Below are 26354 nucleotides of genomic sequence, written 5' to 3'. Positions count from 1 at the left end.
ACGACAGGGACAAACCTCTAATCGGGGCGTCGTCAGACTTCGAGCCACTCTTTGCGGATATAGGCATCCGCACGCAGCGACTCGGGCGTGCCCTGGAACACGATGCTGCCGTGGCCCATGACGAGGGCCCGGTCGGAGATCGCCATGGCGATCGTGAGTTTCTGCTCGATGAGCAGCACGGAAATGCCGCGTTCCTTGAGTTTCTTCAGGTACTCGGCCACCAGCTCGACAATCTTGGGCGCCAGGCCCTCGGTCGGCTCGTCGATGATGATCAGGTCGGGGTCACCCATGAGCGTACGGCAGAGCGTGAGCATCTGCTGCTCGCCGCCGGAGAGCACGCCGGCCTCCGTGTGCTGGCGCTCCCGCAGCCGCGGGAACATCTCGTACATGTCCTCGAAGCTCCAGCGGCCCTGCTGCTTCGCGCTCTTCTGGCCGAGCATCAGGTTCTGGTGCACCGTGAGCTTCGGGAAGATGTCGCGGTTCTCGGGCACGTAGCCGATGCCCAGGTGCGCGATCTCGTAGGGCTTGCGGCCCATGGTCGGCTGGCCCTTCCAGTCGATCGCGCCCGTGCAATCGACCATGCCCATGATGGCCTTGGCGGTGGTGGAGCGTCCCGAGCCGTTGCGGCCCAGCAGCGCGACGATCTCGCCTTCTCGCACGTCGAAGTGCACGCCGTGCAGCACGTGGCTCTTGCCGTAGAAGGCGTGGAGGTTCTCGACCTTGAGCATCAGTGCGCCCCCGCCTGTGCGTCCGCGATGTGGGAGCCCAGGTAGGCTTCCTGCACCTTCTGGTTGGCGCGCACCTTCTCGGGCGTGTCGAAGGCGATGATCTCGCCGTAGACCACCACCGCGATCTTGTCGGCCAGGCCGAACACCACGCCCATGTCGTGTTCCACGGTCAGCAGCGTCTTGCCCACGGTCACTTCCTTGATGAGCTCGATGAAACGCCTCGTTTCGCTCTTGCTCATGCCGGCCGTGGGTTCGTCCAGCAGGATCACGTTGGCGCCGCCGGCGATGGTGATGCCGACCTCCAGCGCCCGCTGCTCGGCATAGGTGAGGTTCATCGCCAGAACGTCGCGCTTCTTGTCCAGGCGGATCTGCTCGAGCAGGCGCTCGGCGCGGTCGTTGGCGTCCTCCAGGTCCGCGAGGAACTTCAGGAACGTGTACTTGTAGCCCAGGCTCCACAGCACGCCGCAGCGCAGGTTCTCGAACACCGACAGGCGCGGGAAGATGTTGGTGATCTGGAAGCTGCGCGACAGGCCCAGCCGGTTGATCTCGTAGGGCTTGCGGCCGTCGATACGGATGCCGTTCAGGTGCACCTCGCCGCTGGTCGGCTCGAAGCGGCCGGAGATCAGGTTGAAGAGCGTCGACTTGCCGGCGCCGTTGGGGCCGATCACCGCGATGCGTTCGCCCTGCGCCACGGCCAGGTTGCAGCCGCGGATGATCTCGGTCTTGCCGAAGCTCTTGCGCAGGTCCTTCAGTTCGAGCGCAAACGTCACAGCGCTTCCCTCCGCTTGATCTCTTTTTCGATGAACTCCTGGATCTCGCCCCACTGGCGCACGAAGTGGCGGCGGGCCACTTCGAACAGCAGGATGCCGGTGAGCACGACGAAGACCGAGCCGAACCAGCTGTTCACGCCGCCCGTGTCGAGCGTCGCCCCGAGGAACTTCACCTGCGGGCCGAGCGCCGAATTCAGCTGCATGTGGTAGACCATCTCGATCATGGCCGCGGCCCCGAGCAGCACGACGAGGCCCGTGACGGCCAGCGCCAGGTAGCTCACCCACAGCTCGCGCAGCCGGCCGAAGGAGGCCACGCGCAGGTTCATCATGATCAGGCTGGCGATGCCTCCCGGCGCGTACATCACCATGAACAGGAACACCAGCCCGAGGTACAGCAGCCAGGCCTTCGTGTACTCGGACAGCAACACGAAAGCCAGCACCAGCAGGACGCCGCCGATGATGGGCCCGAAGAAGAAGGTGGCGCCGCCCAGGAAGGTGAACAGCAGGTAGGCCCCCGACCGCGGCGCGCTCACGACTTCCGACGTGACGATCTCGAAGTTCAGCGCGCCCAGGCCGCCGGAGATGCCGGCGAAGAAGGCCGACACGATGAACACAATGTAGCGCACGCGCTGCGTGTCGTAGCCGATGAACTCCACGCGTTCGGGGTTGTCGCGCACCGCGTTCACGATGCGCCCGAGCGGCGTGCGCGTGAACGCGAACATGAGCGCCGTGCAGACGAAGGTGTAGACCGCGATCAGGTAGTACAGCTGGATCTGCGGGCCGAAGGTGATGCCGAACGGCTTGGCTCCCGCCACGCGGTTGCCGTTGATGCCGCCTTCGCCGCCGAAGAACTCGGGGAACATCAGCGACATCGCCCACACGAGCTCGCCCACGCCCAGCGTGATCATCGCGAAGGGCGTCGCCGCCTTCTTCGTGGTGACGTACCCGAACAGCACGGCGAAACCCGCCGCCGCGAGGCCGCCCGCCACCGGGATCAGGCTCACCGGGATCGGCCACTGGCCCTTGCTCACCAGGTTGAGCGTGTGGATGGCCAGGAAGGAGCCCATGCCCGAATACACGGCGTGGCCGAAACTGAGCATGCCGCCCTGCCCCAGCAGCATGTTGTACGAAAGGCAGACGATGATGGCGATGCCCATCTGGCTGAGCATCGTGTGCGCCAGGCTGCTGGTGAACAGCAGCGGCGCGACCAGGAGCACCAGCGCGAAGAAGCCCCACACGATCCAGCGGCCAACGTTGAACGGCTTGAACTCGTAGTAGCCGGCGTGCGGCAGCTTCGCGGGCACGCGCGGGCCGGCGGCGCCGGGCGCCTTGATCTCCATGGGAACGCCCGTGCGCGAGTTCTCGCGTGCGGCTTCGGGCGTGGAGGTGTCGAGGACCGTGGTGTTCATCTCAACCCTCCCGCGTCCCGAGCAGGCCCTTCGGCCGGAAGATGAGGATCAGGACCAGCAGCAGGTACGGCAGGATCGCCGCGACCTGCGAGATCTTCACCTTGAGCACGACCCAGCCCGGCGTGGACGGGCCGGCGGCGAACCCGAAGAAGTTCCACAGGTCGGCAAGCGAACGGTCGCTGCCCACCGCGAAGGCGTCCATCACGCCGATCAGGAGTGACGCGACGAACGCACCGGGCAGCGAGCCCATGCCACCCACGACGACGACGACGAAGATGATGGAGCCGACCGAAGCGGCCATCGCGGGCTCGGTCACGAACTGCGCGCCGCCCACGGCGCCCGCGAGGCCAGCCAACGCCGCACCACCGCCGAACACGAGCATGAAGACGCGCGGCACGTTGTGGCCCAGCGACTCCACGGCCTCCGGGTGCGTCAGCGCCGCCTGGATCACCAGCCCGATGCGCGTCTTCTTCAGCAGCAGCCACAGCGCCGCGAGCATGGCGAAGGCCACGCCCATCATGAACACCCGGTACATCGGGAAGTTCGTGCCGAAGATGTGGAAGGCGGGGTAGTCCAGCCACCCGGGCTTGCGGTAGTCCATCGCCGAGCGCCCCCACATCAGCTGCACGATCTCGACGATCAGGTACGACAGGCCGAACGTGATCAGCAGCTCCGGCACGTGGCCGAAGTGGTGCACCCGGCGCAGCGCGAAGCGCTCGAACAGCGCGCCGAGCACGCCCACCAGCAGCGGCGCCACGAAGAGCGCCGGCGCATAGCCCACCCACACGCTGACCGAGTAACCCAGGTACGCGCCCAGCATGTAGAAGCTCGCGTGCGCGAAATTGAGCACGCCCATCATGCTGAAGATCAGCGTCAGGCCCGAACTCAGCATGAACAGCAGCAGCCCGTAGCTGATGCCGTTCAGGAGCGAGATGGTGAAGAACTCCATGCGGTCAAACGTTATCGGTGAAATCCACTAGGAAAAAAGCGAGGGGCGAAAAAAGGCCGGGTGGCTCTCGCGACCCGGCCGTGGTGGGGATCAGGCGCCCGGACGCGTCATCTGGCACGAGGTGGGCGTGGACGAGACGTAGGGCTCCAGCGTGCGCACCGGCGCGAAGTTCCAGCCGGTGTTTTCCTCGCTGTACGGGTCCTTGGCCGTGGCCTTGGTCCACTTGCTGATGTACAGCGTCTGCTGCAGCTGGTGGTCCGACTTGCGCATCGTGGCTTCGCTGCCCAGGCCCTTGAACGACAGGCCTTCCATGGCGCGCGCCACCTTCACGGGGTCGGTGCTCTTCGCCGCGGCCATGCCGCCGGACAGCATCTTGATGCCCAGGTAGGTCTGGAACGTGTAGTAGTCGTCGTTGAACTTCTTCTTGAACTCGTTGCGCAGGTCGCGCAGCTCGCCCGTGAAGTTCGAGTGGCTGATGGCCACCTGGCTCACGTTCATGTCCTTGCCCTGCGCCAGCGCGGTGGGCGTGCCGGACACGCCGGCGTAGTAGGCGTACAGCGGGATGTTCAGGCCGGCGTCGTTCAGCGCCTTCACCAGCAGCGTCATGTCGGTGCCCCAGTTGCCCGTGACGATGGCGTCGGCGCCCGCAGCCTTGATCTTCGCGACGTAGGGCGCGAAGTCCTTCACCTGTCCCAGCGGGTGCAGCTCGTCGCCCACGATCTTCACGTCGGGGCGCTTGCGCGCGATGCCTTCCTTGAAGTACTTGGCGACCTGCTGGCCGTGCGCGTAGTTCTGGTTGATCAGGTAGACGTTCTTGATCTTGGCCTCGTCCTTCATGAAGGACGTCAGCGCCTCCATCTTCATCGACGTGTCGGCGTCGAGGCGGAAGTGCCAGAAGCTGCAGCGCTCGTTGGTCAGCGCCGGGTCCACGGCGGCGTAGTTGATGTACACCACCTCCTTGCCGGGGTTGCGCTCGTTGTGCTTGTTCACGGCGTCGAGGATGGCTGCCGCGGCGCCGGAACCGTTGCCCTGCGTGACGTAGCGGAAGCCCTGGTCGAGGGCGGCCTTCAGCGCGTTCAGGCTTTCCTGGGGCGAGCCCTTGTTGTCGAAGCCGACGAACTCGAACGTCACGCCCGCGGCGTTCTTGTTTCCGTTGAGCTTCTCCGCGGCGAACTGCCAGCTTTTCAGCTGGTTCTGGCCGACGTTGGCGAACGGGCCCGAGAACGGGTCGATGTGGGCGACGCGCACCGTCTGGCCGGCGGTCTCCTTGGGTGCGGCGCTCATCGCCGCAGTGGCTGCCGGCGCGGGCGCGGCCTTCGCGGGCGCCGCTGCGGGCTTGGCCGGCGCGGCAGGCTTGGCCGGTGCGGGCTGCTGTGCGTGGGCGCTCATCGCGCAAGCCAGGAGGGTCGCGAAGGCGACGCGGCTGATCGAGTTGTGCATGTGCTGTCTCCTAGTGATTCCGACAGCAGGCAGGTTACTGTTTTTGTGCAGTGCAACCGTCAGGGATTGCCCGTAAGAAAGGCGCGCCCTATCGCCCAGGCGACAAGGCGGCCTTGTCAGGCGCCGGGCAGCCGGTAGTCCTTCAGCGTCTCGCGCAGCCGCGTCTTGAGCATCTTGCCGGTGGCGCCCAGCGGGATCGCGTCGACGAACACGACGTCGTCGGGGATCTGCCACTTGGCCGTCTTGCCCTCGTAGAAGCGCAGCAGCTCTTCCTTGGAGACCTCGGCGCCGGGCTTTTTCACCACCACCACGATCGGCCGTTCATCCCACTTCGGGTGCCGCACGCCGATGCAGGCGGCCATGGCCACCGCGGGGTGCGCAACGGCGATGTTCTCGACATCGATGGAACTGATCCACTCGCCGCCCGACTTGATCACGTCCTTGCTGCGGTCGGTGATCTGCATGTAGCCGTCGGGGTCGATGGTGGCCACGTCGCCGGTGGGGAACCAGCCGCCCACCAGCGGGTCGCCGCCCTCGCCCTTGAAGTACTCGCGGATGATCCACGGGCCCTTCACAAGCAGGTCGCCAGAGGCCTTGCCGTCCCACGGCAGTTCGCGGCCGTCTTCGCCGACGATCTTCATGTCCACGCCGAAGATCGCGCGGCCCTGCTTCAAGCGGATCTTCATCTGCTCCTGCGGCGCCTGCCGCAGGTGCTTGTTCTTCAGCGTGCACAGCGTGCCCAGCGGGCTCATCTCGGTCATGCCCCAGGCATGCAGCACGTCCACGCCGTAGTCCTCGCGGAACGAATCGATCATCGCGGGCGGGCAGGCCGAGCCGCCGATCACCGTGCGCTTGAGCGTGGAGAAACGCAGGCCGTTCTGCTTCAGGTGGCCCAGGAGCATCTGCCACACCGTGGGCACGCCCGCGGCGAAGCTGACGTTCTCGGATTCGAGCAGCTCGTACACCGACTTGCCGTCCAGCGCCGGGCCCGGGAACACCAGCTTGCAGCCGGTGAGCGCCGCCGAATACGGGATGCCCCACGCGTTGACGTGGAACATGGGCACCACCGGCAGCACCGAGTCGCGCGCCGACAGCGCCATCACGTCGGGCATGGAGGCGGCGTAGGCGTGCAGGATGGTGGAGCGGTGGCTGTAGAGGGCCGCCTTGGGGTTGCCCGTGGTGCCGCTCGTGTAGCACATGCTCGAGGCGGAGTTCTCGTCGAAGTCCGGCCAGTCGTAGGTGGTCTTCTGCCCGCCGATCCAGTCCTCGTAGGCGACGAGGTTCGGGATGCCGCTGTCCGCCGGCAGTTTCGCCTTGTCGCACAGCGCCACGAAGCGCTTGATGCCCGGGCACTTGGCGTGGATCGCCTGCACGATGGGCAGGAAGGTGAGGTCGAAGCACAGCACCTGGTCTTCCGCGTGGTTGGCGATCCACGCGATCTGCTCGGGATGCAGGCGGGGGTTGATCGTGTGCAGCACGCGGCCCGAGCCGCTCACGCCGAAGTACAGCTCCAGGTGGCGGTAGCCGTTCCACGCCAGCGTGGCGACGCGGTCGGAGAACAGCAGCCCCGTCGCGTCGAGCGCGTTGGCCACCTGCTTGGCGCGGGCCGAGGCTTCGCGCCAGGTGTAGCGGTGGATGTCGCCCTCGACGCGGCGCGAGACGATCTCGGAGTCGGCGTGGTGGCGCTCGGCGAAAGTGAGCAGCGACGAGATCAGAAGCGGCTCTTGTTGCATCAGGCCCAGCATGGGTTGTCTCCTTGTTTGCGAATCCGTTGCGTCAATCGTAACCCCGCGATCCTCGGTTTCCGCGGCGCAACAAGCCAACTTTGTCGGGCCGCGGACATGCACGGGGCCCGGGAGGCTGTCGCTTGGACGACGGTTGGTGTAGGCAGCGCGACACGCTTTGCGGCTTGTCGCCGCGGCGTCCAAAGTGCAGCCATCGGGTACGACATGCGAAGGAGACAGCGATGAGCAAGCAGACGACCCCCTTCTGGTCCAACTACTACCGCGCCACGGAAAAGGCGCAGCTGCCCGGCGTCGACGAGGTGATCGCGGGCCGCTCGCCCTACCTCTACGACCTGCTGATGCTGTGCCGGCGTGGCGCGTGGGAGCTGGAGCTGCGCCACTTCTTCCCGCCGGTTTCGCTGATGCGCAGCATCGCCTCGCTGCTGGAGATGGGGCTGATCGAACGGATGGACCTGCCCGCGGCGCGGGCCTGAAACGACAAGGGCGGCCCAGCCGCCCTTGTCATTCCAGCACGTAGGTGCCGGGCGCCGCGCCCAAGGGCTTGTAGCGGCGCGATCCCAGCCTCACAGGCGCTTCCACCCGCGGGCCCGAGCGGCGCTGGATCCACACCCGCCAATCCGGCCACCAGCTGCCCTCCTCGCGCTTCGCCGACTGCAGCCACGCATCGGCATCCGCCTTCGAAGCCGGCCCCGACATGTAGAAGGCCTTGCCCTGCCCCGGCGGGTTCACCAGGCTTTGCAGGTGGCCCGCGTTGGCCAGCACGAAGCGCGAATTCGGCCCGAACATGCGTGCGGTGCGATAGCAGGCGCGCCAGGGCGTGATGTGGTCGTTCGTGCCGGCGATCACGTACGCGCCGGCCTTGACGCGGCGCATGTCGATGGCCTCGCCGGCGACTTCGAGCTTGCCCGGGTTGCGGTAGGGGTTGTGTTCCAGCAGCTCCAGCAGGTCGCAATGGAAGCGCCCCGGCAGCGCGGTGTTGTCGCTGTTCCAGGCCAGGATGTCGTGCGCGGGCGGCTTGTTGCCCATGAGGTAGTTGTTGACCCAGTAATTCCACACCAGGTCGTTGGAACGCAGCCAGGCGAACATCGACGCCATCTCGCGGCCCGTGACGATGCCGCGCCGCCGCGAGCGCGCCTTGGCCGCGCCCAGCGTCGACGGCGTGTTGAAGATGCCCAGCGCGCCGTCGCCGAAGGCGTCGTGCGTGTCCAGGATGCAGACGGCCCACGTGACGTGGGCGACCTTCTCCTCGCCGCGCGCGGCCAGCCACCCCAGGTACGCTGCGAGCGTCATGCCGCCGGAGCACGAGCCCCACATGTTCACGTCGGCGCTGCCCGTGATGGCCTTCGCCGCTTCCACCGCGGCGTCGAGCGCCAGCACGTAGTCGTCCAGGCCCCAGTGGCCGTGTTCCACCGTGGGGTTGCGCCAGCTGATTACGAAGAACTGGATGCCCGAATCGACGGCCCATTTCGCCAGGCTCTTCTCGGGCGTCAGGTCGATCGCGTAGTACTTGTTGACCTGCGGCGGCGACATGATGAGCGGCCGTGCGTGCACCTTCGGCGTCGACGGCGCGTACTGGATCAATTCGAACATCTCGTGCCGCAGCACGACCTGGCCCGGCGTCGTCGCGATGTTCTCGCCCACCTTGTACGGCGAGGCGTCCACCTGCGTGGGCATGCCGTCGTTGTGCAGGAGGTCGTCGACCATGTGGCGCGCGCCCTGCCACACGTTGCGGCCGCCCGATTCCACGGTCTTGCGCAGGGCGGCCGGGTTGCCCAATAGCCAGTTCGAGGGCGCCATCGCATCCCACGCCAGCGACGTGAAGAACCGCGCGCGGGCCTTGGTGCGCTCGTCCAGGGACGATTCGTCCACCGCGCGGCCCAGCATGCCCTGCGTCGCCAGGTAGGTTTGCAGCAGCCGCTTGTGGAAGGGGTTGCCCTGCCACGCCGGGTCGGCGAAGCGGCGGTCCTTCGGGTCGGCGGCGATCGCCGAACTGCCGCCGGCGATCTCGCGCAGCTCGCGCAGCAGGCGCGCCGCATGCGTGCTGTTGCGCCGCGGGGCGGCCGCGATGACGCGGGCGAGCGCGGCAGCCGACTCGGCCACGTCGCGCCGGCGCACGCCCAGCAGCGGGTTGAACGTGAGCGTGTTGTCCACCGCGCTCGCGACCAGCTCGGTCCATTCGGCGGCGGTACGCATCGCCTTGCCGCCGGTGGCGGCCGCGGCTTCGCGCAAGGTGCGTGTCGTTCCCATCGCGTCAGTCCATCAGGTACACGAGCGAGATCGCCACCAGCGCCGGCTTGGGCTCGTTCTCGATCTCGATCGTGTGTTCCGTGGTGAGCAGGTGGCAGCCCGGCCCTTTCTCCACCACGTCGATGATGCGGATGCGGTTGCGCACGCGCCGGCCGGCTCGCACCGGGGCGACGAAGCGGACCTTGTCCAGCCCGTAGTTGACGACCTGCCGCGCCGCCACGTGCTGCAGCACGATGTCCTGGAAGGTCGTGGCCGTGAGCGACAGCGTCAGGAACCCGTGCGCGATCGTCCCGCCGAAGGGGCTCTCGCGCTCGGCTCGGTCGATGTCCACGTGGATCCATTGCGCGTCGCCGGTGCACACGGCGAAGTCGTCGATGCGGCCCTGGTCCAGCGTGATCCAGTGCGAGGGGTCGAAGGCCTGGCCGATGCGCGCGGCCAGCGATGCAGGCGTGAGGGGTTTCATGGCGTGGCGGGGGCTAGTGGAGGAAGTCGTGGATCGCCCGCGCGCAGGCTTCGGCGCGCGTGAGCAGGAACATGTGCCCGCAATCGAGCAGCATCAGCTCGCTGCGCGGGATCAGCGCGTGCATGAGGTGGGCGTTGGCCGGCGGCACCAGCGGGTCGTCCGTGCCGTGCATGACAAGCGTGGGCTGCTCCAGGGCATGCAGCCAGTGGATGCTGGTCCAGCCGGCGACCGCGGCGATCTGCAGGTAGTAGCCCATGCGCGATTGCCAGCGCACGTGCTGGTGCAGGCCTGCCGCGAGCTGCGGGTCGGCGCGGAAGTCGCCGCCGTACAGCGTGCCGGCGAAGCGCTGCGCGTAGGCGGGGTCGATGTAGCGCCGCGGCGTCGCCATCATCCACAGGATGTTGGGCGTGGCCGGCACCATGGCCATGCCGGCGCAGGTGGCGGCCAGGATCAGGCGCCGGCACCGGGCGGGCTGGCTGCGCGCGAACTGCTGCGCAGCCGCCCCGCCCCAGGAGACGCCGAGCGCGTCGCAGCGTTCGTGGCCGTAGTGGTCCAGGATGCCGGCCGCCAGCCGCGCGATGCCGCCCAGGCGGTACGGCAAGGCGGGCAACAGCGAATGGCCGACACCGGGAATGTCGAAGGTGATTACCTCGCGTCCCGGCAGGCGCCGGGCCAGCGGCTCGAACAGCTCGATGTTGGCGCCGATGCCGTTGAACAGCAGCAGCGGCGGGCCTTCGCCCGCACCCCGGCGGCGGCCGACGCGCACGACGTGCCCGTCGGCGCGCAGCATCTTCATCTCGAAGGCATCGGCCGTCATGCGCTACTTGGTGAAGCGCCCGTCGGCGCCGATGATGGTCAGCTCGACGAAGCGCGAGGCCTGGCGCGAATCGGGGCCGAAGTTCACGTCGAAGCCGCCCAGGCGAACGTCCTTCATGCCTTCGGCTGCGGCGACCAGGCGTGCGCGCGTGGGCTCCTTGCCCGAGCGGCGCAGCGCCTCGCCCAGCACGCGGGCGTTGATGTAGCTCTCGAAGCTCACGAAGGAGTAGTCGGCCGCGCCGATCTCCTTCATGGCGGCCTGGTACTCCTTGACCAGCGGGTGGGCGACGTTCCACGGGAAAGGCACGACCGAGGCGACCACGACGCCCACGCCGTCCGGGCCCAGCGCCTTGATATTGGCCTGCGCGCCCATCACCGACAGCGTGTAGAAGGTCATGCCGCGGCGCACCTTGTTGTACGCCTTGATGAACTCGAACGTGGGCTTGCCGGCGGTGATCATGATCACCGACTGCGGCTGGCTGGCGTGCAGGGTGGCCACGGCCTTCTGCGCGTCGGACGCGTCGGTCTGCACCGGCGCCGCGGCCAGCACCTTCAGGTTGTAGCGGCCCATCGCCGCCTCCACGGCGGCCAGGCCGTCCTTGCCGAAGCCGTTGGCCTGGTACACCACGCCCACCTTCGTGATGCCCACCGTGTTCAGGTGCTGCACGATCTTGGCGGCCTCGTCCTTGTAGCTCGCACGGATGTTGAACACCGCCGGCAGCGCCGGGCTGCGGGTGGCCTCCGCGCCGGTGAAGGGCGAGAAGAACGGGATGCCGTCCTTTTCCACCAGCGGCAGGATCGCGGCGCAGTTGGGCGTGCCCATCACGTTGAACAGCGCGAAGACCTGGTCCTCGCCCAGCAGCTGCTGCACGTTCTTCACCGTGTTGTCGGCCTTGTAGCCGTCGTCCAGGGTCACGACGCGGATGCGCCGGCCGTAGATTCCGCCCTTCGCATTGACCGAGCTGAAATACGCGCGGGTGCCCGTTTCGATGTCCTTGCCCAGTTCGGCCAGCGGCCCGGTGAGCGCGAGCGACTGGCCCAGGACGATCTCGTTGCCCGAGATCCCCGGTTCGGCTTGCGCGCCGGCGGCGGCGACCCCGAGCAAAAGGGCCGTGGCGAGAATGCGAACGTTCGTGCGGAACATGGCTGTCTCCTGGTGTTGTGTTGCAGCAGTGTCGAAGCGGCCCTTGACACACTCAAACCATGTAGTTACACCGACAGCATGGGTCGCGGCCCCGACACGTCGAGTCGGGCAGCCGACAAATGAGGAGACATCCAAGCAATGGCGATCCCCCTGTCGCACAACCTTTTTCCGGGTGCGTCGATGTTCATCGGCGACGCCTCGCGTCCCGGGATGCAGTTCATCCTGGCGCAGCCCTGGATGGCCGGCCTCGACGAAGGCCTGCGCCAGCGCATCGTCGACAGCGTCTACACCCTGCAGGGCAACAAGGGCGAGGTGATCCTGAAGGCCAACGAGGAGGTGCAGGGCTGGTACGCCGTGCTGACCGGGCTGGTCAAGCTGCAGAGCCAGCTGTCGCAGGGCCGCCGCCAGGGCTACCTGGGCATCCCCGGCGGCGAATGGTTCGGCGAAGGCTCGGTGATGAAGAACGAGCCGCGCCGCTACGACGTGATCGCGCTGCGCGACAGCGAGCTGCTGTGCCTGCCGCGGCCGCTCTTCGAGGAGCTGTACGCCACCAGCATCCTGTTCAACCAGTCGATCAGCCGCCACCTGAACATGCGCCTGGGCCAGGTCATGGTGATCATCGAGACCATGCGCCTGCGCGCGCCCGACCAGCGCGTGGCGATGTACCTGGGCCCCACGCTGTGGCACGGCTCGCGACGCATGAGCCTGTCGCAGGAGGAGCTGGGCATCCTCTCCGGCCTGTCGCGCCAGACGGTGAACACGGTGCTCAACGAGTTCGGGCGGCAGGGCCTCGTGTCGCTGGACTTCGGCCGCATCGAGATCAAGGACGAAAAGGGGCTGATGGCCATCGCCTTCAACGCGAACCACCTGCGCGAAGCGCCGCGCGGCTGAAGCGCGCCCCGTGGAAACGCTGCCCCCGCCGGCCACCCGGTTCCTGCAGATGCAGCCGTGGTTCCAACGGCTGCCCGAGCCCTGGCGCGAGCGCCTGCCGAAATCCGTCACGACCGTGCAGGCGCACAAGGGCGACGTGCTGCTGCGCGCCGGCGAGCCGGTGGGCGGCTGGTACGCGGTGCTCTACGGCTTGGTGAAGCTGCAGACCGAGTCGCCCGAAGGCCGGCGGCAGGCCTTCCTGGGCATCCCCGCCGGCGAGTGGTTCGGCGAAGGCTCGGTGCTGAAGGACGAGCCGCGCCGCTACGACGTGGTCGCCCTGCGCGACACCGAGCTGCTTTGCCTGCCGCGCACCGAGTTCGAGCAGCTGCGCGCGAGCAGCATCGACTTCTGCAACGCGCTCATCGAGCACCTGAACATGCGCCTGGGGCAGGCGCTGGCCATCATCGAGACCGCGCGCCTGCGCTCGCCGGCGCAGCGCGTCGCGATGTACCTGGGCCCGCACCTGTGGCGCGGCTCGCGCCGCATGAGCCTCACGCAGGAGGAGCTGGGCATCCTCGCCGGCCTGTCGCGGCAGACGGTGAACACGGTGCTCAAGGAGTTCGAGCGGAAGCACTACATCTCGGCCGAATTCGGCCGCGTCGAGATCGTCGACGAAGCCGGCCTGCAATCAGTGCTGTCGCAAGCGTGAATTCCTAGCACCCGCCCCTCTTGCGGCACTGTCCTGAAAGGCTTTGAATGGGGACATGGCCGACGTGGCCGAAGTCCCCACACATTCCTCCGCGTGGACGCGGGGCGTGGTGCACCTGTTCGCCTCGCAGGGCGTGGACACCGACTGGCTCCTGCGCGCGGCGAACATCGACCCCGAACGCCTGAAGCACGCGCACGAGCGCTTCACCATGCGCGAGGTCGACCGCATGTGGGACCTCGCCGTCGGGCGCACCGGGCAGGCGACGCTGGGACTGGACCGCACCATCGCGCGGCGGCACATCGACTTCAACATCGCCGCGCAGGCCATGTGGTCCAGCCCCGACCTCGCATCGGGCCTGGCGGTGCTGCAGAAGTACCTGCACCTCATCAACGACGCCCACGCCTTCACGCTGGTGGCCGACCGCGGCGACCGCTGGCTGGTGCACGACCACGGCGGCGACGGCCTGAGCCCGCGCCAGCGCGAGGAGTTCTCGATGTTCGGCACGCTGCTGCTGCTGCAGACGGTCACGCACCACCAACTGCGGCCGCTGGTGGTGGAGTTCGTCTTCCCGGAGCCCGCGTCGCTGCACCCGTACCGGATGGCCTTCCACTGCCCCTTGCGCTTCGGGCAGGACGCCAACCGCATGAAGCTCTCGCGCGACGACCTGGCCTTGCGCGTGATGGGCGCGGGCGAGTCGCTCTTCGCGATCCAGGAGCAGGTGATCGAGGACCGGCTGGAGCGCTACGGGCGCGCGCGCACGAGCTACCGCGCCAGCGAGGAGATCATCCGGCGCCTGCACCTGGGGGAGCCGCGCCGCGAGGACCTCGCGCGCAGCCTGGGCCTGGCCGATTCCGCCTTCGAGCGGCGCCTGAAGTCCGAGGGCCAGTCCTTCGACGACCTCCTCGATGGCGTTCGGCGCGAGCTGGCCGAGCACTACCTGCACCAGGAGGGGTACACGCCCACGCGCGTGGCCAACCTGCTGGGTTGGGAAACGCCGACGCAGCTGGCCGCCGCCTGCAAGCGCTGGTTCGGCGTGGCCACGGCGCAGTACCGCAACCAGGCGCAGTGAATAAGCGTTAAGCAAACGCCCTAGGGGGATTAAGAAAGTTTACCGAGGCCCGCGGCGCCCGGTCGGGCATCCTTGCAGGCAGCCCCCCGATCCACTAACCTCGAACCCGCATCTTCCAGGGAGAGCCCAGGCGGAAACCGCCGGGCAAAGTCATGAACGAAGTACCCACCGGGCAGGACCCGTCGCGCGAGCTGCAGCTGCGCGCCGCCCGCGCCATCATCGCGCGCGAACTGGGGGCCGAACGGCTCGCCCGGCTCCACGAAACCAACCTCGCGATCGACCTCGCCGCCATCGCCGGCCTCATCGCCCTCTTCCTGGCCTGCGCGTGGCAGCTCGCCACCGGCAGCTTGACGCAGCCGCTGTGGTGGCTGTGCCTGTTCGTCCAGGGCGACGTCATCGTGCTGATGGCCATCCTGAACCACGATGCCTTCGTGCACCGCAAGCTGCTGCCCACGCCGCTGCGCTGGGTGGTGTCGTCCGTCCTCGCCTGGCCGGCGCAATTGCGCAGCGCGCTGTACGAAAGCCAGCACCTGACGCACCACCGCATGCTGGGCACCGACGGCGACACCGAGATGCACAAGGGCGGCATCGACACGATGTTCAAGCGCATCGTCTATGCGACGCCGGCGCTCATCGTCTTCCGCGCCCTCTTCTACCGCGGCCTCATCGTCAAGCAGCAGGTCAAGCCCGCGCACGGCGGCGAAGCGCGCCTGCGCTGGGAGAAAGGCACGCGCTACGCGATCATCGCGCTGGTTCTCGCCAGCCTGGCGTGGGACTGGCGCCTGCCGGTCTTCGGCTACCTGCTGCCCTTCGCGACCGTGACGCCGCTGGTGAACACCGTGCGCATCGTGCTGGAGCACTTCGACCTGGAACGCAGCAACCCGCTGTGGGTCGGCACCTTCTACCGCACGGGCTTCTTCTCGCGGGTGATGTTCTGGTGGGGCACGGGCGACTGCCACATGGTCCACCACTTCTACGCCAACATCCCGTTCTACCGGATGGGCGAGGCGCTGCGCCTGATGCGGCCCATTCTCATCCGCCACGGCGTGTACGAGCACCGCTCGCTCGTGCGCCTGCTGGCGCAGTGGTTCTCGGGCTCGCGCCCGCACTGGTCGGTGCCGCCCGCGGCGGGCGAAGAAGGCGTGCCTAGGACGGCTTGAAGCGCAGCGTGACGGTGGTGCCCGCGCCCGCCGCCGACTCGATCTCGATGCCGCCGCCGATCGACTGCATCACGCGCTGGCAGAACATCAGCCCCATGCCGTTGCCGCCCGACTGGGCGCGCGTGGTCACGGGCTCGCGCGTGAGCTTGGCCAGCACCTCGGGCGGGATGCCCGGGCCGTTGTCGACGAAGCGCAGCCACGGCTGCCGGTTGCCCGTGCCTTCCACGCCGGCCTCGATGCGCAGGCTCGGCGCGGGCTGGCCGCGCAGCGCGATGAGCGCGTTCTTCGCCAGCGTGCACAGCACGAGGTAAAGCAGGTCGCGCCGGCCGGGCAGGCTGAAATCCTGCGCGATGCGGCTGCCGACCCAGGTGCGCTCCTCGTCCTCGAACGGGTACTCGTCCAGCAGCGCGGAGACGAGCGACGACGCCGTGACGCTCTGCGGCTCCGAGCCCGGGTAGGCGTCGCGCGCGGACTGCACGAAGGTGGACACCAGCGACTGGCAATACAGCGCCCGGCGCTCGGCGCGCTCCAGCGCCGCCAGCAACTCGCCGGGGTGGTGTTCCGTGAATTCGGCGACGCCGGGCCGCGCCGGGTCGGCGGGCTTGTAGCGCGAGGCCACCGAGCTCACGCAGCCGCGCACGGTGGCCAGCGGCGTGTTGAGTTCATGCGCGAGGAAGCCCAGCGTCTCGCGCAGCGCGGCGACGCGGTTCTCGTTCATCGCGCGCTCCAGCGCCTGGGTGCGGTACATCGCCGCCGCTTCGCGCAGCGCGCCGCGCGTCTGCTCCTCGTCCAGGGGCTTTTCGAGGATGCGCAGCACCTTGCCCTGGTTCACCGCGGCGATGGCGACGTCCTTCTCGGCGTAGGCGGTGGCCAGCAGCCGGATCACGTGCCGGTAGTCGCGCTGCACGGCCCGCAGCAGTTTCATGCCGTCGCGCTCGGGCATGCGGTAGTCGGTGACGAGCACGGCGAACTCGTGGCCGCGTTCGCTCAGGACCTGCAGCGCCTCGGCGGCGCCGGCGGCGGTGACCACGTTGAACTCGTCGGAGAAGGCGCGCGAGAACCATTTGCGCGACATGGCCTCGTCGTCGACGAACAGGACCGCTTCGGACCCGATGCGGGGGAACATGCTCACAGTATCACTCGTGGCGGGCGCCTTGCGCCGCCCCGTAGGCGTTCAGCGCCTGCACCGTCTCGGCGGCCAGCGCCGCGATGCGGCCGGCCCAGTCGTCCTGCACCGGCCAGGCCTTCGCCTCCACCATCGGCACGTACACGCGGCGCACCGCCTGGTACAGCGCGGGCGCGCCGGCCTCGCCGCTCATGCCCAGCAGCGAATGCAGCACGTCGGCGCAAGCCGGCATGTCCTGCAGCTGCGCATGGCGCTGCAGCTTGCCGGCCAGCGCGGTGAGCTCGGGGACGTACTCGCCCAGCAGCTCGCCCAGCATGCCGATGCGCGCGTAGCTCTCCAGCCGCGACGGGTTGAGCAGCGCGTCGGCGTCGGGCACGGCGGCGGAGCCCTCCGTGCGGCGCAAGAGCGGCTGCGGCGCCGGCGTGTCCGAAACGAGTTCGCCCAGGGTCTTGTACAGCACCGCCGCGTCGACCGGCTTGGTGATGAAGCCGTTCATGCCCGTGGCCTGCGCGGCCCGCAGCGTCTCGTCGTCCGAGTGCGCAGTGAGGGCGATGATGGGCACGTCGCGCAGCGGCGGGTCGAGCTGGCGGATGGCGGCGGCCGTCTGCAGGCCGTCCATGCCGGGCATGTTGATGTCCAGGACGATCGCGTCCCAGCCGCCGCCCGCGCGCAGGGCCTGCAGCACCGCCTCGCCGTGCGAGGCCTGCACCACCGTCACGCCGACATGGCGCAGGTACGCGGCCACGGTCTTGCGGTTGTACGCGGCGTCGTCGGCCACGAGGATGCGCCGGCCCGTGAGCCGCCGCTCGACGCTGGCCTGCGTCGCGATGCGCGCCTGCAGCGCCTCGCTCAGGGCCTCGATCAGTTGCGCCTGCGTGCTGGGCTTGCCGACGAAGGCATCCATCCCCGCGCGCCGCGCCTTCAGCGCCGCGATGTGCGCGGGCTCGCTCGTGTGGGCGACGATGGCCACGTCGCGGTTTAGCGGCACCTGTCCCTGCCGCACGCTGCGCGCCACGGCATAGCCGTCCAGCAGCGGCATGTTGAGGTCCAGCAGCACGATGTCGTAGGGGGTGCGGGCCAGGGCCTCGAGCGCGCGCTGGCCATCGGTGGCCTGGTCGATCTCCACGCCCAGCGCCTGCAATTTGTGGCGCGAGGTCGTGCGCTGCGCCGCGTCGTCGTCCACCAGCAGCAGGCGCTTGCCGGCGAAAGCGGCCCGCGCCTTCTCCATCGCGCGCTGCTGCAGCGCCTGCACCTCGGCAGGCGGCACCTGCGGGAAGGCCAGCGAAAACTCGGTGTACTTCTGCGGCACCGACTCGCAGCGGATGGTGCCGCCGAAGGCTTCCATGACGCGGCGGCAGTACGCCAGGCCCAGCCCGGTGCCGCCCGTCTTGCCGGCCGATGCGAAGGGCTGGAAGAGGCGCTCCTGCACGTCGTAGGGGATGCCAGGACCGTCGTCGTGCACCTTCACCTGCTGGTCGCCCACCGTGATGGTCACCCGGGCGTGTGGGTAGGCCGGCAGGTAGTACAGCGCGTTCTTGATCAGGTTGAAGATCACGAACACGTAGGCGGTCTCGTCGCCGCGGAAGACGAAGTCGGCAGTGACCCGCACGTCCACGCGCGCGGCCTCGTCATCGCCCTGGAAGGCGTACTCCTGCAGCGCCTTGCGCGTGGTGTCGGCGGCCGACAGCAGCGCGAAGCCCGCGCGGTCGATGGGCTTGGCGCCGACTTCGTCCAGCGTCATCGCGATGACCTGCAAGCCGCGCTTGACCGCCACTTCGCTTTCGGCGACCAGCCGGTACAGCGCATCGGTGCGGCCGGCGTCCAGCAGCTGCGGGTCGTTGAGCGTGGTGGGCTGCGGCAGCGCCTCCTGCATGCACTCGAGGTTGTGGCGGATGCGCCCGAGGGGGTTGCGCATCTCGTGCGCGATCGACCCCGCGAGCGAGGCATAGGCATGCCGCACGCGCTCGGCTGTGGCCTGCTCCAGCGCGTACTTGAACAGGCTCGCGCCGATGATCGTGCCGATGAGGAGCGGCAGCCGCGCGATGTAGTCGGCTGGGATGCGCGCGCCCGGCGTCGTGGCGAAGTAGCCGAGCACCGCGGCGCCCGCGCCCGCGACCAGCATGACGACCATGTTGCGCCAGTCGGCCAGCAGCAGCACCAGGAACACGGCCATGAAGGTGTTGGCGACCGCGCCGGCGCCGCCGCCGTTCTTCAGCGACGTGAAGATGAACGTGAACGGCAGGCACGCCGTGATCACGAGATAGGAGTAAGCGAGGTAGGCCCCCTTGATCCTCTCGGGCCAGTGCTTGCGCGCCATCAGGCCCAGGAGCAGTGCGCAGTCCACCGCGCGCAGCGCCAGGTCGTCGTAGGCGCCGGGGCTGCGCGTCGGGCGCAGCAGATACATCACCGGCAGCATGATCAGGCCCAGCACGCTGATGTAGCGAAGGAGCAGCGGCCCGTGCTCGTGGTAGGCCTCGTAGCGGGCGAACAGGCGGCGCAGCATCTTCATGGCGCGGGCCTCATTGCGTCACCGCGGGCGAGGTGCGCGAGGAAAGGCCCATGGCGACGGCGTTCGAGCCCCCGCGGATGAGCGTGTACGACTTGTCCGTGCCGGGCAACACCACGTCGCGCGCGAACACCGCGAAGCCGAAGCGCCGGTACAGGCGGCCGAGCACGTGTGTGCAGGTGGCGAACAGGTGGTCGACGCGCGTCGCGCCGCAGGCGTACTCGAGGGCGATGCGCAGGCAGTGGCGCAGCGCCTCGACGTCGCTGCGATAGGCGGGGGCGAGCACCAGCCGCCCGACTTCCCAGTCGCCCGGGCCGGTGGGGGGTGCGTCGGCACCCGCGTGGGGCAGCAGTGTCTCCGTCAGCGTCAATTGGTAGCCCAGCGGGACGATGCGGATCGTGCCGATCCACTCCCCGCCGAGTTCGAATCCGAACACGAACCCGCACTCGTCTCTTTTTTTTCGAGCCTCTCGAACTGCTGCCGTCCGGCAGCGGTGTGCACCGACAGGTCGATCTCGTCGCGCAGGTCGATGATGCCCTCGATTTCGGCGGGCGTCCGCAGGTGGTGCAGCACCACATCGTGGATCTGCGACGAGGGTTCCCGCTCGACGGACGGCGGGATGTACGCCGGCGGCCGTGCCAGGCCGGCAACGCGTGTATCCATCACTCTTGCTCCCTGAATGGCGCCGGTCGTGGCCGGCCCTTGCTGGTCATTATGGGGAGAAGCGGGCTGCTGTGCTAGGCAATTTCCTTAACCCATTTGGTTGCGAAATGGCCCCGCGGGCGCCTGCCGCGCCCCGCAGCGCGGACAATCGGGGGATGACAGCCGTCCTCGAGTCGCCCGCCGCCGTCGACCTTCGCGTGCCGTGGCGCAACAGCTTCGCGGCCCTGGGCCCGGCGTTCTTCACCCGCCTGCCTTCCCAGCCGCTTCCCGACCCGTACCTGGTGGGCCTGAACCAGGCGCTGGCACACGAGCTCGGCTTCGACCCCGCGCTGCTGGCGTCACCCGATGGCGTGGCGGCCTTCACCGGCAATGTCCCCATCGCGGGCAGCGACACGCTCGCCAGCGTCTACAGCGGCCACCAGTTCGGCGTGTGGGCCGGGCAGCTGGGTGACGGCCGTGCGCTCCTGCTCGGAGAAGCCCAAACGCCCGCCGGGCCGCAGGAGCTGCAGCTCAAGGGCAGCGGCCGCACGCCCTACTCGCGCATGGGCGACGGCCGCGCGGTCCTGCGCTCGAGCATCCGCGAATACCTAGGCTCCGAGGCGATGCACGGCCTGGGCATCCCGACGACGCGCGCACTGCTCGTCACCGGCTCCGACGCGCCTGTGCGCCGCGAAGAGGTCGAGACCTCCGCCGTGGTGACTCGGGTGTCGCCGTCGTTCGTGCGCTTCGGCCACTTCGAGCACTTCTCGGCCAACGGCCGCATCGACGAACTGCGCACCCTAGCCGACTACGTCATCGACCGCTTCTATCCCGATGCGCGCACCACGGACCGCTTCGCGGGCAACGCCTATGCGGCTTTCCTGGAGGCGGTGAGCGAGCGCACGGCGGCGATGGTGGCGCAGTGGCAGGCCGTGGGCTTCTGCCACGGCGTGATGAACACGGACAACATGAGCATCCTCGGCCTGACCATCGACTACGGGCCGTTCCAGTTCCTCGATGCCTTCGTGCCCAACCACATCTGCAACCACAGCGACGAGCAGGGCCGCTACGCCTACAACCGCCAGCCCAACGTCGCCTACTGGAACGTCTTCTGCCTGGGGCAGGCGCTGCTGCCGCTCATCGGCGACCAGGAGCTCGCCCTGGCGGCGCTGGAGTCGTACAAGGCCGTCTTCCCGCGCGAGATGGAGATGCGCATGCGCGCCAAGCTGGGCCTGGCCGACGACCAAGAAGGCGACCGAGAACTGGTCGAGTCCGTGCTGCAGCTGCTGGCGAAGGACCGCGTCGACTACACGATCTTCTGGCGGCGCCTGTCGCACCACGCGGCCGGCTCCGGCGCCGAGCCGGTGCGCGACCTCTTCCTCGACCGTGAAAGTTTCGGCGCCTGGCTCCGACTGTATGAAGCCCGCTTCGCGCAACAGGAAGGCGGCCGCGAGGCGGCGGGCTTGCGGATGCTGCGAACCAACCCCAAGTACGTCCTGCGCAACCACCTGTGCGAGATCGCGATCCGGCAGGCCAAGCTGAAGGACTTCTCCGAGGTGGACGCGCTGCTGGCCCTGGTGCAATCCCCGTGCGACGAGCACCCGGCGCACGAGGACAAGGCCGGCTTCCCGCCCGACTGGGCGCAACACATCGAGATCAGCTGCTCCTCATGACCGACAAATACGCCATCCAGAAGACCGACGCCGAGTGGAAGGAAATCCTCGCGTCCAAGGGCGCCGAGCCCGGCGCCTTCCAGGTCACGCGCCATGCCGCGACCGAACGCCCGTTCTCGGGCAAGTACGAGCGCGTGTGGGCCGACGGCAGCTACCACTGCATCTGCTGCGGCAACAAGCTGTTCGACTCGTCGACCAAGTTCGACGCGCACTGCGGCTGGCCCAGCTTCGACAAGGCCGTGCCCGGCGCGATCAGGGAAATCCGCGACACCAGCCATGGGATGATCCGCGTGGAGACGGTGTGCGCGCAGTGCGGCGCGCACCTGGGCCACGTGTTCGACGACGGCCCCAGCGACACCGGCCTGCGCTACTGCATGAACTCCGCCTCGCTGGATTTCCAGCCGAAGTAAGCCTCGATGAAACTGCTGTTCGATTTCGTTCCCATCATCCTGTTCTTCGCGGCCTACAAGGTCTCGGACATCTTCGTCGCCACCGCGGTGGGCATCGTCGCCACCCTGGCGCAGATCGGCTGGAGCCGCTATCGCACCGGCAGGATCGAGCCGCTGCAGTGGGTCAGCCTGGCGATCATCGGCATCCTGGGCGGCCTGACGATCGTGCTGCACGACAACACCTTCATCAAGCTCAAGCCGACCATCCTGTACTGGACGCTGGGCCTCGTTCTCTTCGGCGGCCAGGTGGTGATGCGAAGCAACCCGATGAAGGCGCTCATGGGCTCGCAGCTGGAATTGCCGGATGCGGTGTGGCGCGTCATGGGCTGGTCGTGGATGGGGTTCTTCGCCTTCATGGGCGCGCTGAACCTGTGGGTGGCCTTCAACTTCGACGAGAACACGTGGGTCAACTTCAAGCTGTTCGGCGGCATGGGCCTGATGGTGCTGTTCATCGTGGGCCAGGCGGTCTACCTGGGCCGCCACATGAAGACCGAAGAAGCGGAATGACCGCGGGCACGGGCATCACGGCGCAGGCGCTGGAGCAGCGCCTGCGGGAACTCCTGCAGCCCAGCCACCTCGAAGTGCTGGACGAGAGCTGGCAGCACGCCGGCCATGCGGGGGCGGACGGCACGGGCTCGGGGACGCATTTCCGGGTCCGCATCGCCTCACCCCTGTTCGCCGGCCGCCCCCGGGTGGCGCAGCACCGCCTTGTGTATGATGCGCTGCGCGATTTCGTGGACCGCGGCCTGCACGCCCTCGCCATCGAAACGCTTTGACATCCACCCCCTCCTTCACCGTTTCCTCCCTATGAAGCAGCTATTCATCGCCGCCGTGGCGGCCGCCATGCTGGGCATCGCTGGGCCCGCCGCCGCCCAGAACGTCGCCATCGTCAACGGCAAGCCGGTGCCCAAGGCGCGCGTGGACGTGCTCAAGGCGCAGATCCAGAAGAGCGGGCGCCCCGTGAGCCCCGAGATGGACAACATGCTCAAGGAGGAAGTCATCGCCCGCGAAGTGTTCATGCAGGAGGCTTCGCGCCGCGGCCTGGACGCCACCGACGACTACAAGGCGCAGCTGGAGCTGGCGCGCCAGACCATCCTGATCCGCGAGCTCTTCTCCGACTGGCAGAAGAAGAACCCGGTGACCGACGCCGAGATCCAGGGCGAGTACGACAAGTTCGTCGCGGCCAACGGCGGCAAGGAAATCCGCACGCGCCACATCCTCGTGGAGGACGAAGCCGCCGCGAAGAAGGTCATCGCCGACATCAAGAAGGGCCAGAAGTTCGAGGACATCGCCAAGAAGCAGTCCAAGGACCCGGGCTCGGCCGCCAACGGCGGCGACCTCGATTGGGCCACCCCCAACAGCTACGTGCCGGAGTTCGCGCAGGCGCTGCTCAAGCTGAACAAGGGCCAGATGACGCAGGAGCCCGTCAAGACCAGCTTCGGCTGGCACGTGATCCGCGTGGACGACATCCGCGAGGCGCAGCTGCCCAAGCTGGAGGAAGTCAAGCCGCAGATCTCGCAGCAGCTGCAGCAGCAGAAGCTGGCGAAGTTCCAGGAGGAACTGCGCAGCAAAGCGAAGGTGGAATAGGACTGTCGTCCCGGCGCAGCCCGGGACCCAGCGACTTTGCGAAAGCGGCCCCCGGGCCGCTTTTTCATTGGCTCCTTTTCACGATTGACGCCCGCATGGCGCTTGGCTCCAATCGGCCGATGCGCACCCTCCTCCTTGCTCCCTTCCTCTTCGCGCTTTCCGCCTCCGCCGCCGACCTCGCGGGCCGCTGGGAAGGCGTGATCCAGGTGCCCGGCGCGCCGCAGCGCATCGTGGTCGACCTCGCCGCCGGCCCTGCGGGGTGGACCGGGTCGGCCATCCTGCCGGGACGCGGCGTGAAAGGCGCGCCGCTGCGCAGCCTGCAGGTCACCGGAACCACCCTGCGCGCACAACTCCCGGAAGCTTTCGCTGCGCCCGTCGACCCCGCGCCGGAACTGGCCCTGTCGTCGCAGCCCGATGGCGCGCTCGCCGGCGACTTCCGCCTGGCGGGCAACGCGGCACGCGTGCTCCTGCGCCGCACCGGCGACGCCCAGGTCGACCCGCCACCGCCAGCAACCGGCGTCACGGCGCAGATCGCGGGCACCTGGGTGGGCCGCTATGAACTCGGAGGCGTGCAACGGCAGGTCACGCTGAAGGTTTCCAACGACGCGAACGGCCTCGCCGGCGGGGAGATCGTCGTCGTGGGCAGGCGCACGTCGACGCTGAAGGTGGACCGCGTGGTGCAGGGCCGGGAGTTCGTGATGTTCGAGGCGAGCGCCTCGCGCTTTCGCATCGAGGGCCGCTTCACCACGCCCGACGGTTCGATCGACGGCCAGATGTCGCAAGGGCCTTTCGAGGCGCCCATCGTGCTGCGCCGCGCGCCGGGAGCCGCGTCGTGATCCGCGCGCTTTTGCTGGCTGCTGCGATCGCGGTGTCGCTGCCCTGCGTGGCGCAATCCATGTTCCGCGGCGACGCGTCGCACCAGGGCGTGGCCCCGGCGGCGCCGCGCGAATTCCACCGCGTGAAGTGGCGCTTCCCGACGGGCGCGCGCATCGTGTCGTCCGCGGTGTGGCACCAGGGCGCCGTGATCTTCGGCAGCGACGACGGCAACGTCTACGCCGTCGACGCGGCGACCGGACGCCAGCGCTGGATGCAGCGCACCGGCGGCCCGGTGGCGTCGACGCCGGCCGTCGCGGCGGGCAAGGTTTACGCGCTGAGCGATGACGGCCGCGTCTATGCGCTCGATGCCGCCAACGGCGAAGTCCTCTGGAAATTCGCGACCGGCGGCGAGCGCCGGTTCGAGGCGCGCGGGTTGCACGGCATGCAGCCCGCCACGCAGACCTTCGCGGACATGTTCGACGTGTACCGCTCCAGCCCCGCGGTGGTGGACGGCACGGTGTACTTCGGCAGCGGCGACGGCCACGTCTATGCCGTGGATGCCACGGCGGGATCGCTGCGGTGGAAATTCAGGACCGGTGACGTGGTGCACGCGTCGCCCGCGGTGCACGGGGGCATGGTTTACGTGGGCGGCTGGGACGGCCGCTTCTACGCGCTCGATGCGCGCAGCGGCGAGCAACGCTGGGTTTTCCAGGGCGGCGTCGACGCGCTGATGCACAACCAGCAGGGCTTCCAGTCGTCGCCCGCCGTCGTGGACGGCGTCGTCTACACGGGGTCGCGCGACGCGAACGTCTATGCGCTGGACGCGCGCACGGGCGCGGAGAAATGGCGCTTTCCCACCGGCGCGAGCTGGGTCAACAGCTCGCCGGCGGTCGCGAACGGCCGGGTGTGGTTCGCGACGTCCGATTCCTCGCGCATCCACGCCGTCGACGCCGCCAGCGGCAAGCCGCTGCTGCAGGAGGATTCGAAGGCCTATGTCTTTTCGTCGCCCGTCGTGGCGGGCAACGTGGTGCTGGTCGGCGTGCTCAACGGAACGCTGCAGGCGCGCGACCGCGAGACCGGAGCACTGCTCTGGGAGTTCCGCACCGACGCCGCGCGCGCCAACGAAGGCTGGGTGCTGACGGCCGAGGGCCGCTTCAACTCGGCGATGCTCTTTCCCTCGAGCTGGTACGACGCCACGGCCCTGGCCTTCGACCGGCAGCAGAGCGTGGGTTCGTTCTACGCCACGCCGCTGGTGGCGCAAGGCGTCATCTACATCGGCAGCGCCGACGGCAACCTGTACGCGATCGAATGATCAGCGCAGCTCCTTGAGCGCCATCAGCGCGCCGATCATCACCGGCTGGTGCAGCATGTACCACGTGAGGCTCCAGCGCCCCAGCCATGACAGCGGCGCCGTGGCGCGCGGCAGGTCCATCTCCAGCATCTTGCGCTTCGTCGCGAGCAGCCATTGCCCCGCCGCCATGCCCCACCACATCACACCGAGCCACGGGATGAGCGGCACGTAGTCTTCGGTGATCGGCTTGCGGCTGACGAGCCCGAGCCAGTTCCAGGCGCGCGCGTTCAGGAAGTCCAGCGACGGGTCGCCCGCGATCGCCCAGGCCGCGATCCATTTCATCGCGATCGCCAATGCTCCGGAGAGCCACAGCCAACGCCCCCAACCCGCCGTCGCGCGCACGACGATGAGCATCACCGCGATCCCATGCAGCACGCCGAAGTAGATGAAGCTGCGCGGGAACATGAAGTAGGAGCCGATGCTCACGAGCGCCGCGCAGGCCGCGACCTGGCCCCAGCGTTTCCAGAAACGTTGCCACGACTGCCCCTGCTCCACGGCGACCGCCTGCCCGAGCCCGGCGCAGAACAGGAACAGGCTGACGATGGCCGTGCGCTGCAGCGTCCAGAACGGGTCTTCGTAGAAGTCCTGTTTCAGCCACCCGAACCAGTTCAGGTCGAAGCAGAAATGGAAGACCGTCATCCAGACGATCGCGACGCCGCGCAGGGCGTCGATGGAATCGAAGCGC

The 26354-nt window shown here is 68.4% G+C and carries 27 protein-coding genes; 12 read left to right on the top strand and 15 right to left on the bottom strand.

Annotated elements, in window-relative coordinates:
- Nucleotides 1–32: 32 nt before the first annotated feature.
- The 6 genes from WG903_RS13275 to WG903_RS13250 all read right to left on the bottom strand — a co-directional run bounded on the left by WG903_RS13275 (nucleotide 33) and on the right by WG903_RS13250 (nucleotide 7041).
- Nucleotides 33–728: an ABC transporter ATP-binding protein gene (locus tag WG903_RS13275; protein WP_340076093.1), complete on the bottom strand. Its 696-nt coding sequence runs from the start codon at nucleotides 726–728 to the stop codon at nucleotides 33–35.
- Nucleotides 728–1498, bottom strand: a complete 771-nt coding sequence (locus WG903_RS13270; protein ID WP_340076091.1) for an ABC transporter ATP-binding protein — start codon at nucleotides 1496–1498, stop codon at nucleotides 728–730. The genes WG903_RS13275 and WG903_RS13270 overlap by 1 nt, the downstream gene beginning before the upstream one ends.
- The gene (locus tag WG903_RS13265; RefSeq protein ID WP_445263632.1) at nucleotides 1495–2838 is read right to left on the bottom strand and encodes a branched-chain amino acid ABC transporter permease; all 1344 of its coding nucleotides are present in this window, start codon (nucleotides 2836–2838) and stop codon (nucleotides 1495–1497) included. Before WG903_RS13265 ends, WG903_RS13270 begins: the two co-directional genes overlap by 4 nt.
- Nucleotides 2839–2908: 70 nt before the next feature.
- Entirely contained in the window at nucleotides 2909–3856 is a 948-nt protein-coding gene (locus tag WG903_RS13260) for a branched-chain amino acid ABC transporter permease (RefSeq protein WP_340076086.1), read from the bottom strand.
- A gap of 90 nt (nucleotides 3857–3946) precedes the next feature.
- Entirely contained in the window at nucleotides 3947–5140 is a 1194-nt protein-coding gene (locus WG903_RS13255) for a branched-chain amino acid ABC transporter substrate-binding protein (RefSeq protein ID WP_340078241.1), read from the bottom strand.
- A 272-nt stretch (nucleotides 5141–5412) separates the two neighbouring features.
- Nucleotides 5413–7041, bottom strand: coding sequence for a 3-(methylthio)propionyl-CoA ligase (locus WG903_RS13250; RefSeq protein ID WP_340076084.1), 1629 nt, complete (start codon nucleotides 7039–7041; stop codon nucleotides 5413–5415).
- A gap of 221 nt (nucleotides 7042–7262) precedes the next feature.
- Between WG903_RS13250 and WG903_RS13245 the strand changes: the two genes are divergently transcribed.
- Entirely contained in the window at nucleotides 7263–7514 is a 252-nt protein-coding gene (locus WG903_RS13245) for a hypothetical protein (protein ID WP_340076082.1), read from the top strand.
- 28 nt (nucleotides 7515–7542) lie between these two features.
- On the opposite strand, the gene WG903_RS13240 is transcribed toward WG903_RS13245, so the two are convergent.
- The 4 genes from WG903_RS13240 to WG903_RS13225 are packed head-to-tail and all read right to left on the bottom strand — an operon-like array spanning nucleotide 7543 to nucleotide 11711.
- Nucleotides 7543–9288, bottom strand: a complete 1746-nt coding sequence (locus WG903_RS13240) for a PHA/PHB synthase family protein (RefSeq protein ID WP_340076080.1) — start codon at nucleotides 9286–9288, stop codon at nucleotides 7543–7545.
- Nucleotides 9289–9292: 4 nt separating this feature from the next.
- A complete protein-coding gene (locus WG903_RS13235; protein WP_340076077.1) occupies nucleotides 9293–9751 on the bottom strand; it encodes a MaoC family dehydratase in 459 nt (152 codons plus the stop codon).
- A 13-nt stretch (nucleotides 9752–9764) separates the two neighbouring features.
- Nucleotides 9765–10568, bottom strand: a complete 804-nt coding sequence (phaZ, locus tag WG903_RS13230; protein ID WP_340076075.1) for a poly(3-hydroxyalkanoate) depolymerase — start codon at nucleotides 10566–10568, stop codon at nucleotides 9765–9767.
- A 3-nt stretch (nucleotides 10569–10571) separates the two neighbouring features.
- Nucleotides 10572–11711: an ABC transporter substrate-binding protein gene (locus tag WG903_RS13225; protein WP_340076073.1), complete on the bottom strand. Its 1140-nt coding sequence runs from the start codon at nucleotides 11709–11711 to the stop codon at nucleotides 10572–10574.
- 138 nt (nucleotides 11712–11849) lie between these two features.
- On the opposite strand from WG903_RS13225, the gene WG903_RS13220 reads away from it, so the two are divergent.
- The 4 genes from WG903_RS13220 to WG903_RS13205 all read left to right on the top strand — a co-directional run bounded on the left by WG903_RS13220 (nucleotide 11850) and on the right by WG903_RS13205 (nucleotide 15519).
- A complete protein-coding gene (locus WG903_RS13220; protein WP_340076071.1) occupies nucleotides 11850–12602 on the top strand; it encodes a Crp/Fnr family transcriptional regulator in 753 nt (250 codons plus the stop codon).
- A 10-nt stretch (nucleotides 12603–12612) separates the two neighbouring features.
- Nucleotides 12613–13290, top strand: a complete 678-nt coding sequence (locus WG903_RS13215) for a Crp/Fnr family transcriptional regulator (protein WP_340076069.1) — start codon at nucleotides 12613–12615, stop codon at nucleotides 13288–13290.
- A gap of 55 nt (nucleotides 13291–13345) precedes the next feature.
- Entirely contained in the window at nucleotides 13346–14359 is a 1014-nt protein-coding gene (locus WG903_RS13210) for an AraC family transcriptional regulator (protein WP_340076067.1), read from the top strand.
- A gap of 152 nt (nucleotides 14360–14511) precedes the next feature.
- Nucleotides 14512–15519 (top strand): fatty acid desaturase family protein, encoded by a 1008-nt coding sequence (locus WG903_RS13205; RefSeq protein ID WP_340076065.1) that lies wholly within the window; start codon nucleotides 14512–14514, stop codon nucleotides 15517–15519.
- Here WG903_RS13205 and WG903_RS13200 read toward each other — a convergent pair.
- The 4 genes from WG903_RS13200 to WG903_RS13185 are packed head-to-tail and all read right to left on the bottom strand — an operon-like array spanning nucleotide 15506 to nucleotide 19814.
- Nucleotides 15506–16645, bottom strand: a complete 1140-nt coding sequence (locus tag WG903_RS13200) for a hybrid sensor histidine kinase/response regulator (RefSeq protein WP_340076062.1) — start codon at nucleotides 16643–16645, stop codon at nucleotides 15506–15508. The two genes, WG903_RS13205 and WG903_RS13200, sit on opposite strands and share 14 nt — an antisense overlap.
- Before the next feature lie 10 nt (nucleotides 16646–16655).
- Nucleotides 16656–19154 (bottom strand): hybrid sensor histidine kinase/response regulator, encoded by a 2499-nt coding sequence (locus WG903_RS13195; RefSeq protein ID WP_340076060.1) that lies wholly within the window; start codon nucleotides 19152–19154, stop codon nucleotides 16656–16658.
- Nucleotides 19155–19164: 10 nt separating this feature from the next.
- Nucleotides 19165–19587 carry an N-acyl amino acid synthase FeeM domain-containing protein gene (locus tag WG903_RS13190; RefSeq protein ID WP_340076058.1) on the bottom strand — a complete coding sequence of 141 codons (423 nt, stop codon included), beginning with the start codon at nucleotides 19585–19587 and terminating at the stop codon, nucleotides 19165–19167.
- Nucleotides 19518–19814, bottom strand: coding sequence for a hypothetical protein (locus WG903_RS13185; protein ID WP_340076056.1), 297 nt, complete (start codon nucleotides 19812–19814; stop codon nucleotides 19518–19520). Before WG903_RS13185 ends, WG903_RS13190 begins: the two co-directional genes overlap by 70 nt.
- A 155-nt stretch (nucleotides 19815–19969) precedes the next feature.
- Between WG903_RS13185 and WG903_RS13180 the strand changes: the two genes are divergently transcribed.
- From WG903_RS13180 to WG903_RS13150, 7 genes are all read left to right on the top strand, one after another.
- On the top strand, nucleotides 19970–21466 hold the full coding sequence (locus WG903_RS13180) for a protein adenylyltransferase SelO (RefSeq protein WP_340076053.1): 1497 nt from the start codon (nucleotides 19970–19972) through the stop codon (nucleotides 21464–21466).
- Complete coding sequence (gene msrB / locus WG903_RS13175; protein WP_340076051.1) at nucleotides 21463–21876, top strand: peptide-methionine (R)-S-oxide reductase MsrB; 414 nt, start codon at nucleotides 21463–21465, stop codon at nucleotides 21874–21876. Before WG903_RS13180 ends, msrB begins: the two co-directional genes overlap by 4 nt.
- A 6-nt stretch (nucleotides 21877–21882) precedes the next feature.
- Nucleotides 21883–22422, top strand: coding sequence for a septation protein A (locus WG903_RS13170; protein ID WP_340076049.1), 540 nt, complete (start codon nucleotides 21883–21885; stop codon nucleotides 22420–22422).
- Nucleotides 22419–22691, top strand: coding sequence for a BolA family protein (locus tag WG903_RS13165; protein ID WP_340076047.1), 273 nt, complete (start codon nucleotides 22419–22421; stop codon nucleotides 22689–22691). The genes WG903_RS13170 and WG903_RS13165 overlap by 4 nt, the downstream gene beginning before the upstream one ends.
- A 31-nt stretch (nucleotides 22692–22722) precedes the next feature.
- Nucleotides 22723–23502 carry a peptidylprolyl isomerase gene (locus tag WG903_RS13160; RefSeq protein WP_340076044.1) on the top strand — a complete coding sequence of 260 codons (780 nt, stop codon included), beginning with the start codon at nucleotides 22723–22725 and terminating at the stop codon, nucleotides 23500–23502.
- 119 nt (nucleotides 23503–23621) lie between these two features.
- Nucleotides 23622–24338, top strand: a complete 717-nt coding sequence (locus tag WG903_RS13155) for a hypothetical protein (RefSeq protein ID WP_340076042.1) — start codon at nucleotides 23622–23624, stop codon at nucleotides 24336–24338.
- Nucleotides 24335–25630, top strand: a complete 1296-nt coding sequence (locus tag WG903_RS13150; protein WP_340076040.1) for an outer membrane protein assembly factor BamB family protein — start codon at nucleotides 24335–24337, stop codon at nucleotides 25628–25630. The genes WG903_RS13155 and WG903_RS13150 overlap by 4 nt, the downstream gene beginning before the upstream one ends.
- Here the strand turns inward: WG903_RS13150 and WG903_RS13145 are convergent, their stop codons facing one another.
- Entirely contained in the window at nucleotides 25631–26308 is a 678-nt protein-coding gene (locus WG903_RS13145) for a heparan-alpha-glucosaminide N-acetyltransferase (protein ID WP_445263631.1), read from the bottom strand. It lies immediately after the preceding gene.
- Between the last annotated feature and the right edge of the window lie 46 nt (nucleotides 26309–26354).

Source organism: Ramlibacter sp. PS4R-6 (genome assembly GCF_037572775.1).
Taxonomy (GTDB): domain Bacteria; phylum Pseudomonadota; class Gammaproteobacteria; order Burkholderiales; family Burkholderiaceae_C; genus Ramlibacter.
The sequence above is the reverse complement of the archived record's forward strand: the minus strand, read 5'-3'. Positions and strand labels throughout refer to the sequence as shown.

Excerpts from the sequence above, each read along its gene's own strand:
- WG903_RS13170 (WP_340076049.1), top strand. The coding sequence starts at position 21,883 with ATGAAACTGCTGTTCGATTTCGTTCCCATCATCCTGTTCTTCGCGGCC.
- WG903_RS13275 (WP_340076093.1), bottom strand. The coding sequence starts at position 728 with ATGCTCAAGGTCGAGAACCTCCACGCCTTCTACGGCAAGAGCCACGTG.
- WG903_RS13240 (WP_340076080.1), bottom strand. The coding sequence starts at position 9,288 with ATGGGAACGACACGCACCTTGCGCGAAGCCGCGGCCGCCACCGGCGGC.
- WG903_RS13165 (WP_340076047.1), top strand. The coding sequence starts at position 22,419 with ATGACCGCGGGCACGGGCATCACGGCGCAGGCGCTGGAGCAGCGCCTG.
- WG903_RS13220 (WP_340076071.1), top strand. The coding sequence starts at position 11,850 with ATGGCGATCCCCCTGTCGCACAACCTTTTTCCGGGTGCGTCGATGTTC.
- WG903_RS13185 (WP_340076056.1), bottom strand. The coding sequence starts at position 19,814 with ATGGATACACGCGTTGCCGGCCTGGCACGGCCGCCGGCGTACATCCCG.
- WG903_RS13260 (WP_340076086.1), bottom strand. The coding sequence starts at position 3,856 with ATGGAGTTCTTCACCATCTCGCTCCTGAACGGCATCAGCTACGGGCTG.
- msrB (WP_340076051.1), top strand. The coding sequence starts at position 21,463 with ATGACCGACAAATACGCCATCCAGAAGACCGACGCCGAGTGGAAGGAA.
- WG903_RS13250 (WP_340076084.1), bottom strand. The coding sequence starts at position 7,041 with ATGCTGGGCCTGATGCAACAAGAGCCGCTTCTGATCTCGTCGCTGCTC.
- WG903_RS13255 (WP_340078241.1), bottom strand. The coding sequence starts at position 5,140 with ATGAGCGCCGCACCCAAGGAGACCGCCGGCCAGACGGTGCGCGTCGCC.
- WG903_RS13155 (WP_340076042.1), top strand. The coding sequence starts at position 23,622 with ATGCGCACCCTCCTCCTTGCTCCCTTCCTCTTCGCGCTTTCCGCCTCC.
- WG903_RS13225 (WP_340076073.1), bottom strand. The coding sequence starts at position 11,711 with ATGTTCCGCACGAACGTTCGCATTCTCGCCACGGCCCTTTTGCTCGGG.
- WG903_RS13205 (WP_340076065.1), top strand. The coding sequence starts at position 14,512 with ATGAACGAAGTACCCACCGGGCAGGACCCGTCGCGCGAGCTGCAGCTG.
- WG903_RS13145 (WP_445263631.1), bottom strand. The coding sequence starts at position 26,308 with ATGACGGTCTTCCATTTCTGCTTCGACCTGAACTGGTTCGGGTGGCTG.
- WG903_RS13195 (WP_340076060.1), bottom strand. The coding sequence starts at position 19,154 with ATGAAGATGCTGCGCCGCCTGTTCGCCCGCTACGAGGCCTACCACGAG.
- WG903_RS13210 (WP_340076067.1), top strand. The coding sequence starts at position 13,346 with ATGGCCGACGTGGCCGAAGTCCCCACACATTCCTCCGCGTGGACGCGG.
- WG903_RS13265 (WP_445263632.1), bottom strand. The coding sequence starts at position 2,838 with ATGGAGATCAAGGCGCCCGGCGCCGCCGGCCCGCGCGTGCCCGCGAAG.
- WG903_RS13180 (WP_340076053.1), top strand. The coding sequence starts at position 19,970 with ATGACAGCCGTCCTCGAGTCGCCCGCCGCCGTCGACCTTCGCGTGCCG.
- WG903_RS13160 (WP_340076044.1), top strand. The coding sequence starts at position 22,723 with ATGAAGCAGCTATTCATCGCCGCCGTGGCGGCCGCCATGCTGGGCATC.
- WG903_RS13200 (WP_340076062.1), bottom strand. The coding sequence starts at position 16,645 with ATGTTCCCCCGCATCGGGTCCGAAGCGGTCCTGTTCGTCGACGACGAG.
- WG903_RS13245 (WP_340076082.1), top strand. The coding sequence starts at position 7,263 with ATGAGCAAGCAGACGACCCCCTTCTGGTCCAACTACTACCGCGCCACG.
- phaZ (WP_340076075.1), bottom strand. The coding sequence starts at position 10,568 with ATGACGGCCGATGCCTTCGAGATGAAGATGCTGCGCGCCGACGGGCAC.
- WG903_RS13235 (WP_340076077.1), bottom strand. The coding sequence starts at position 9,751 with ATGAAACCCCTCACGCCTGCATCGCTGGCCGCGCGCATCGGCCAGGCC.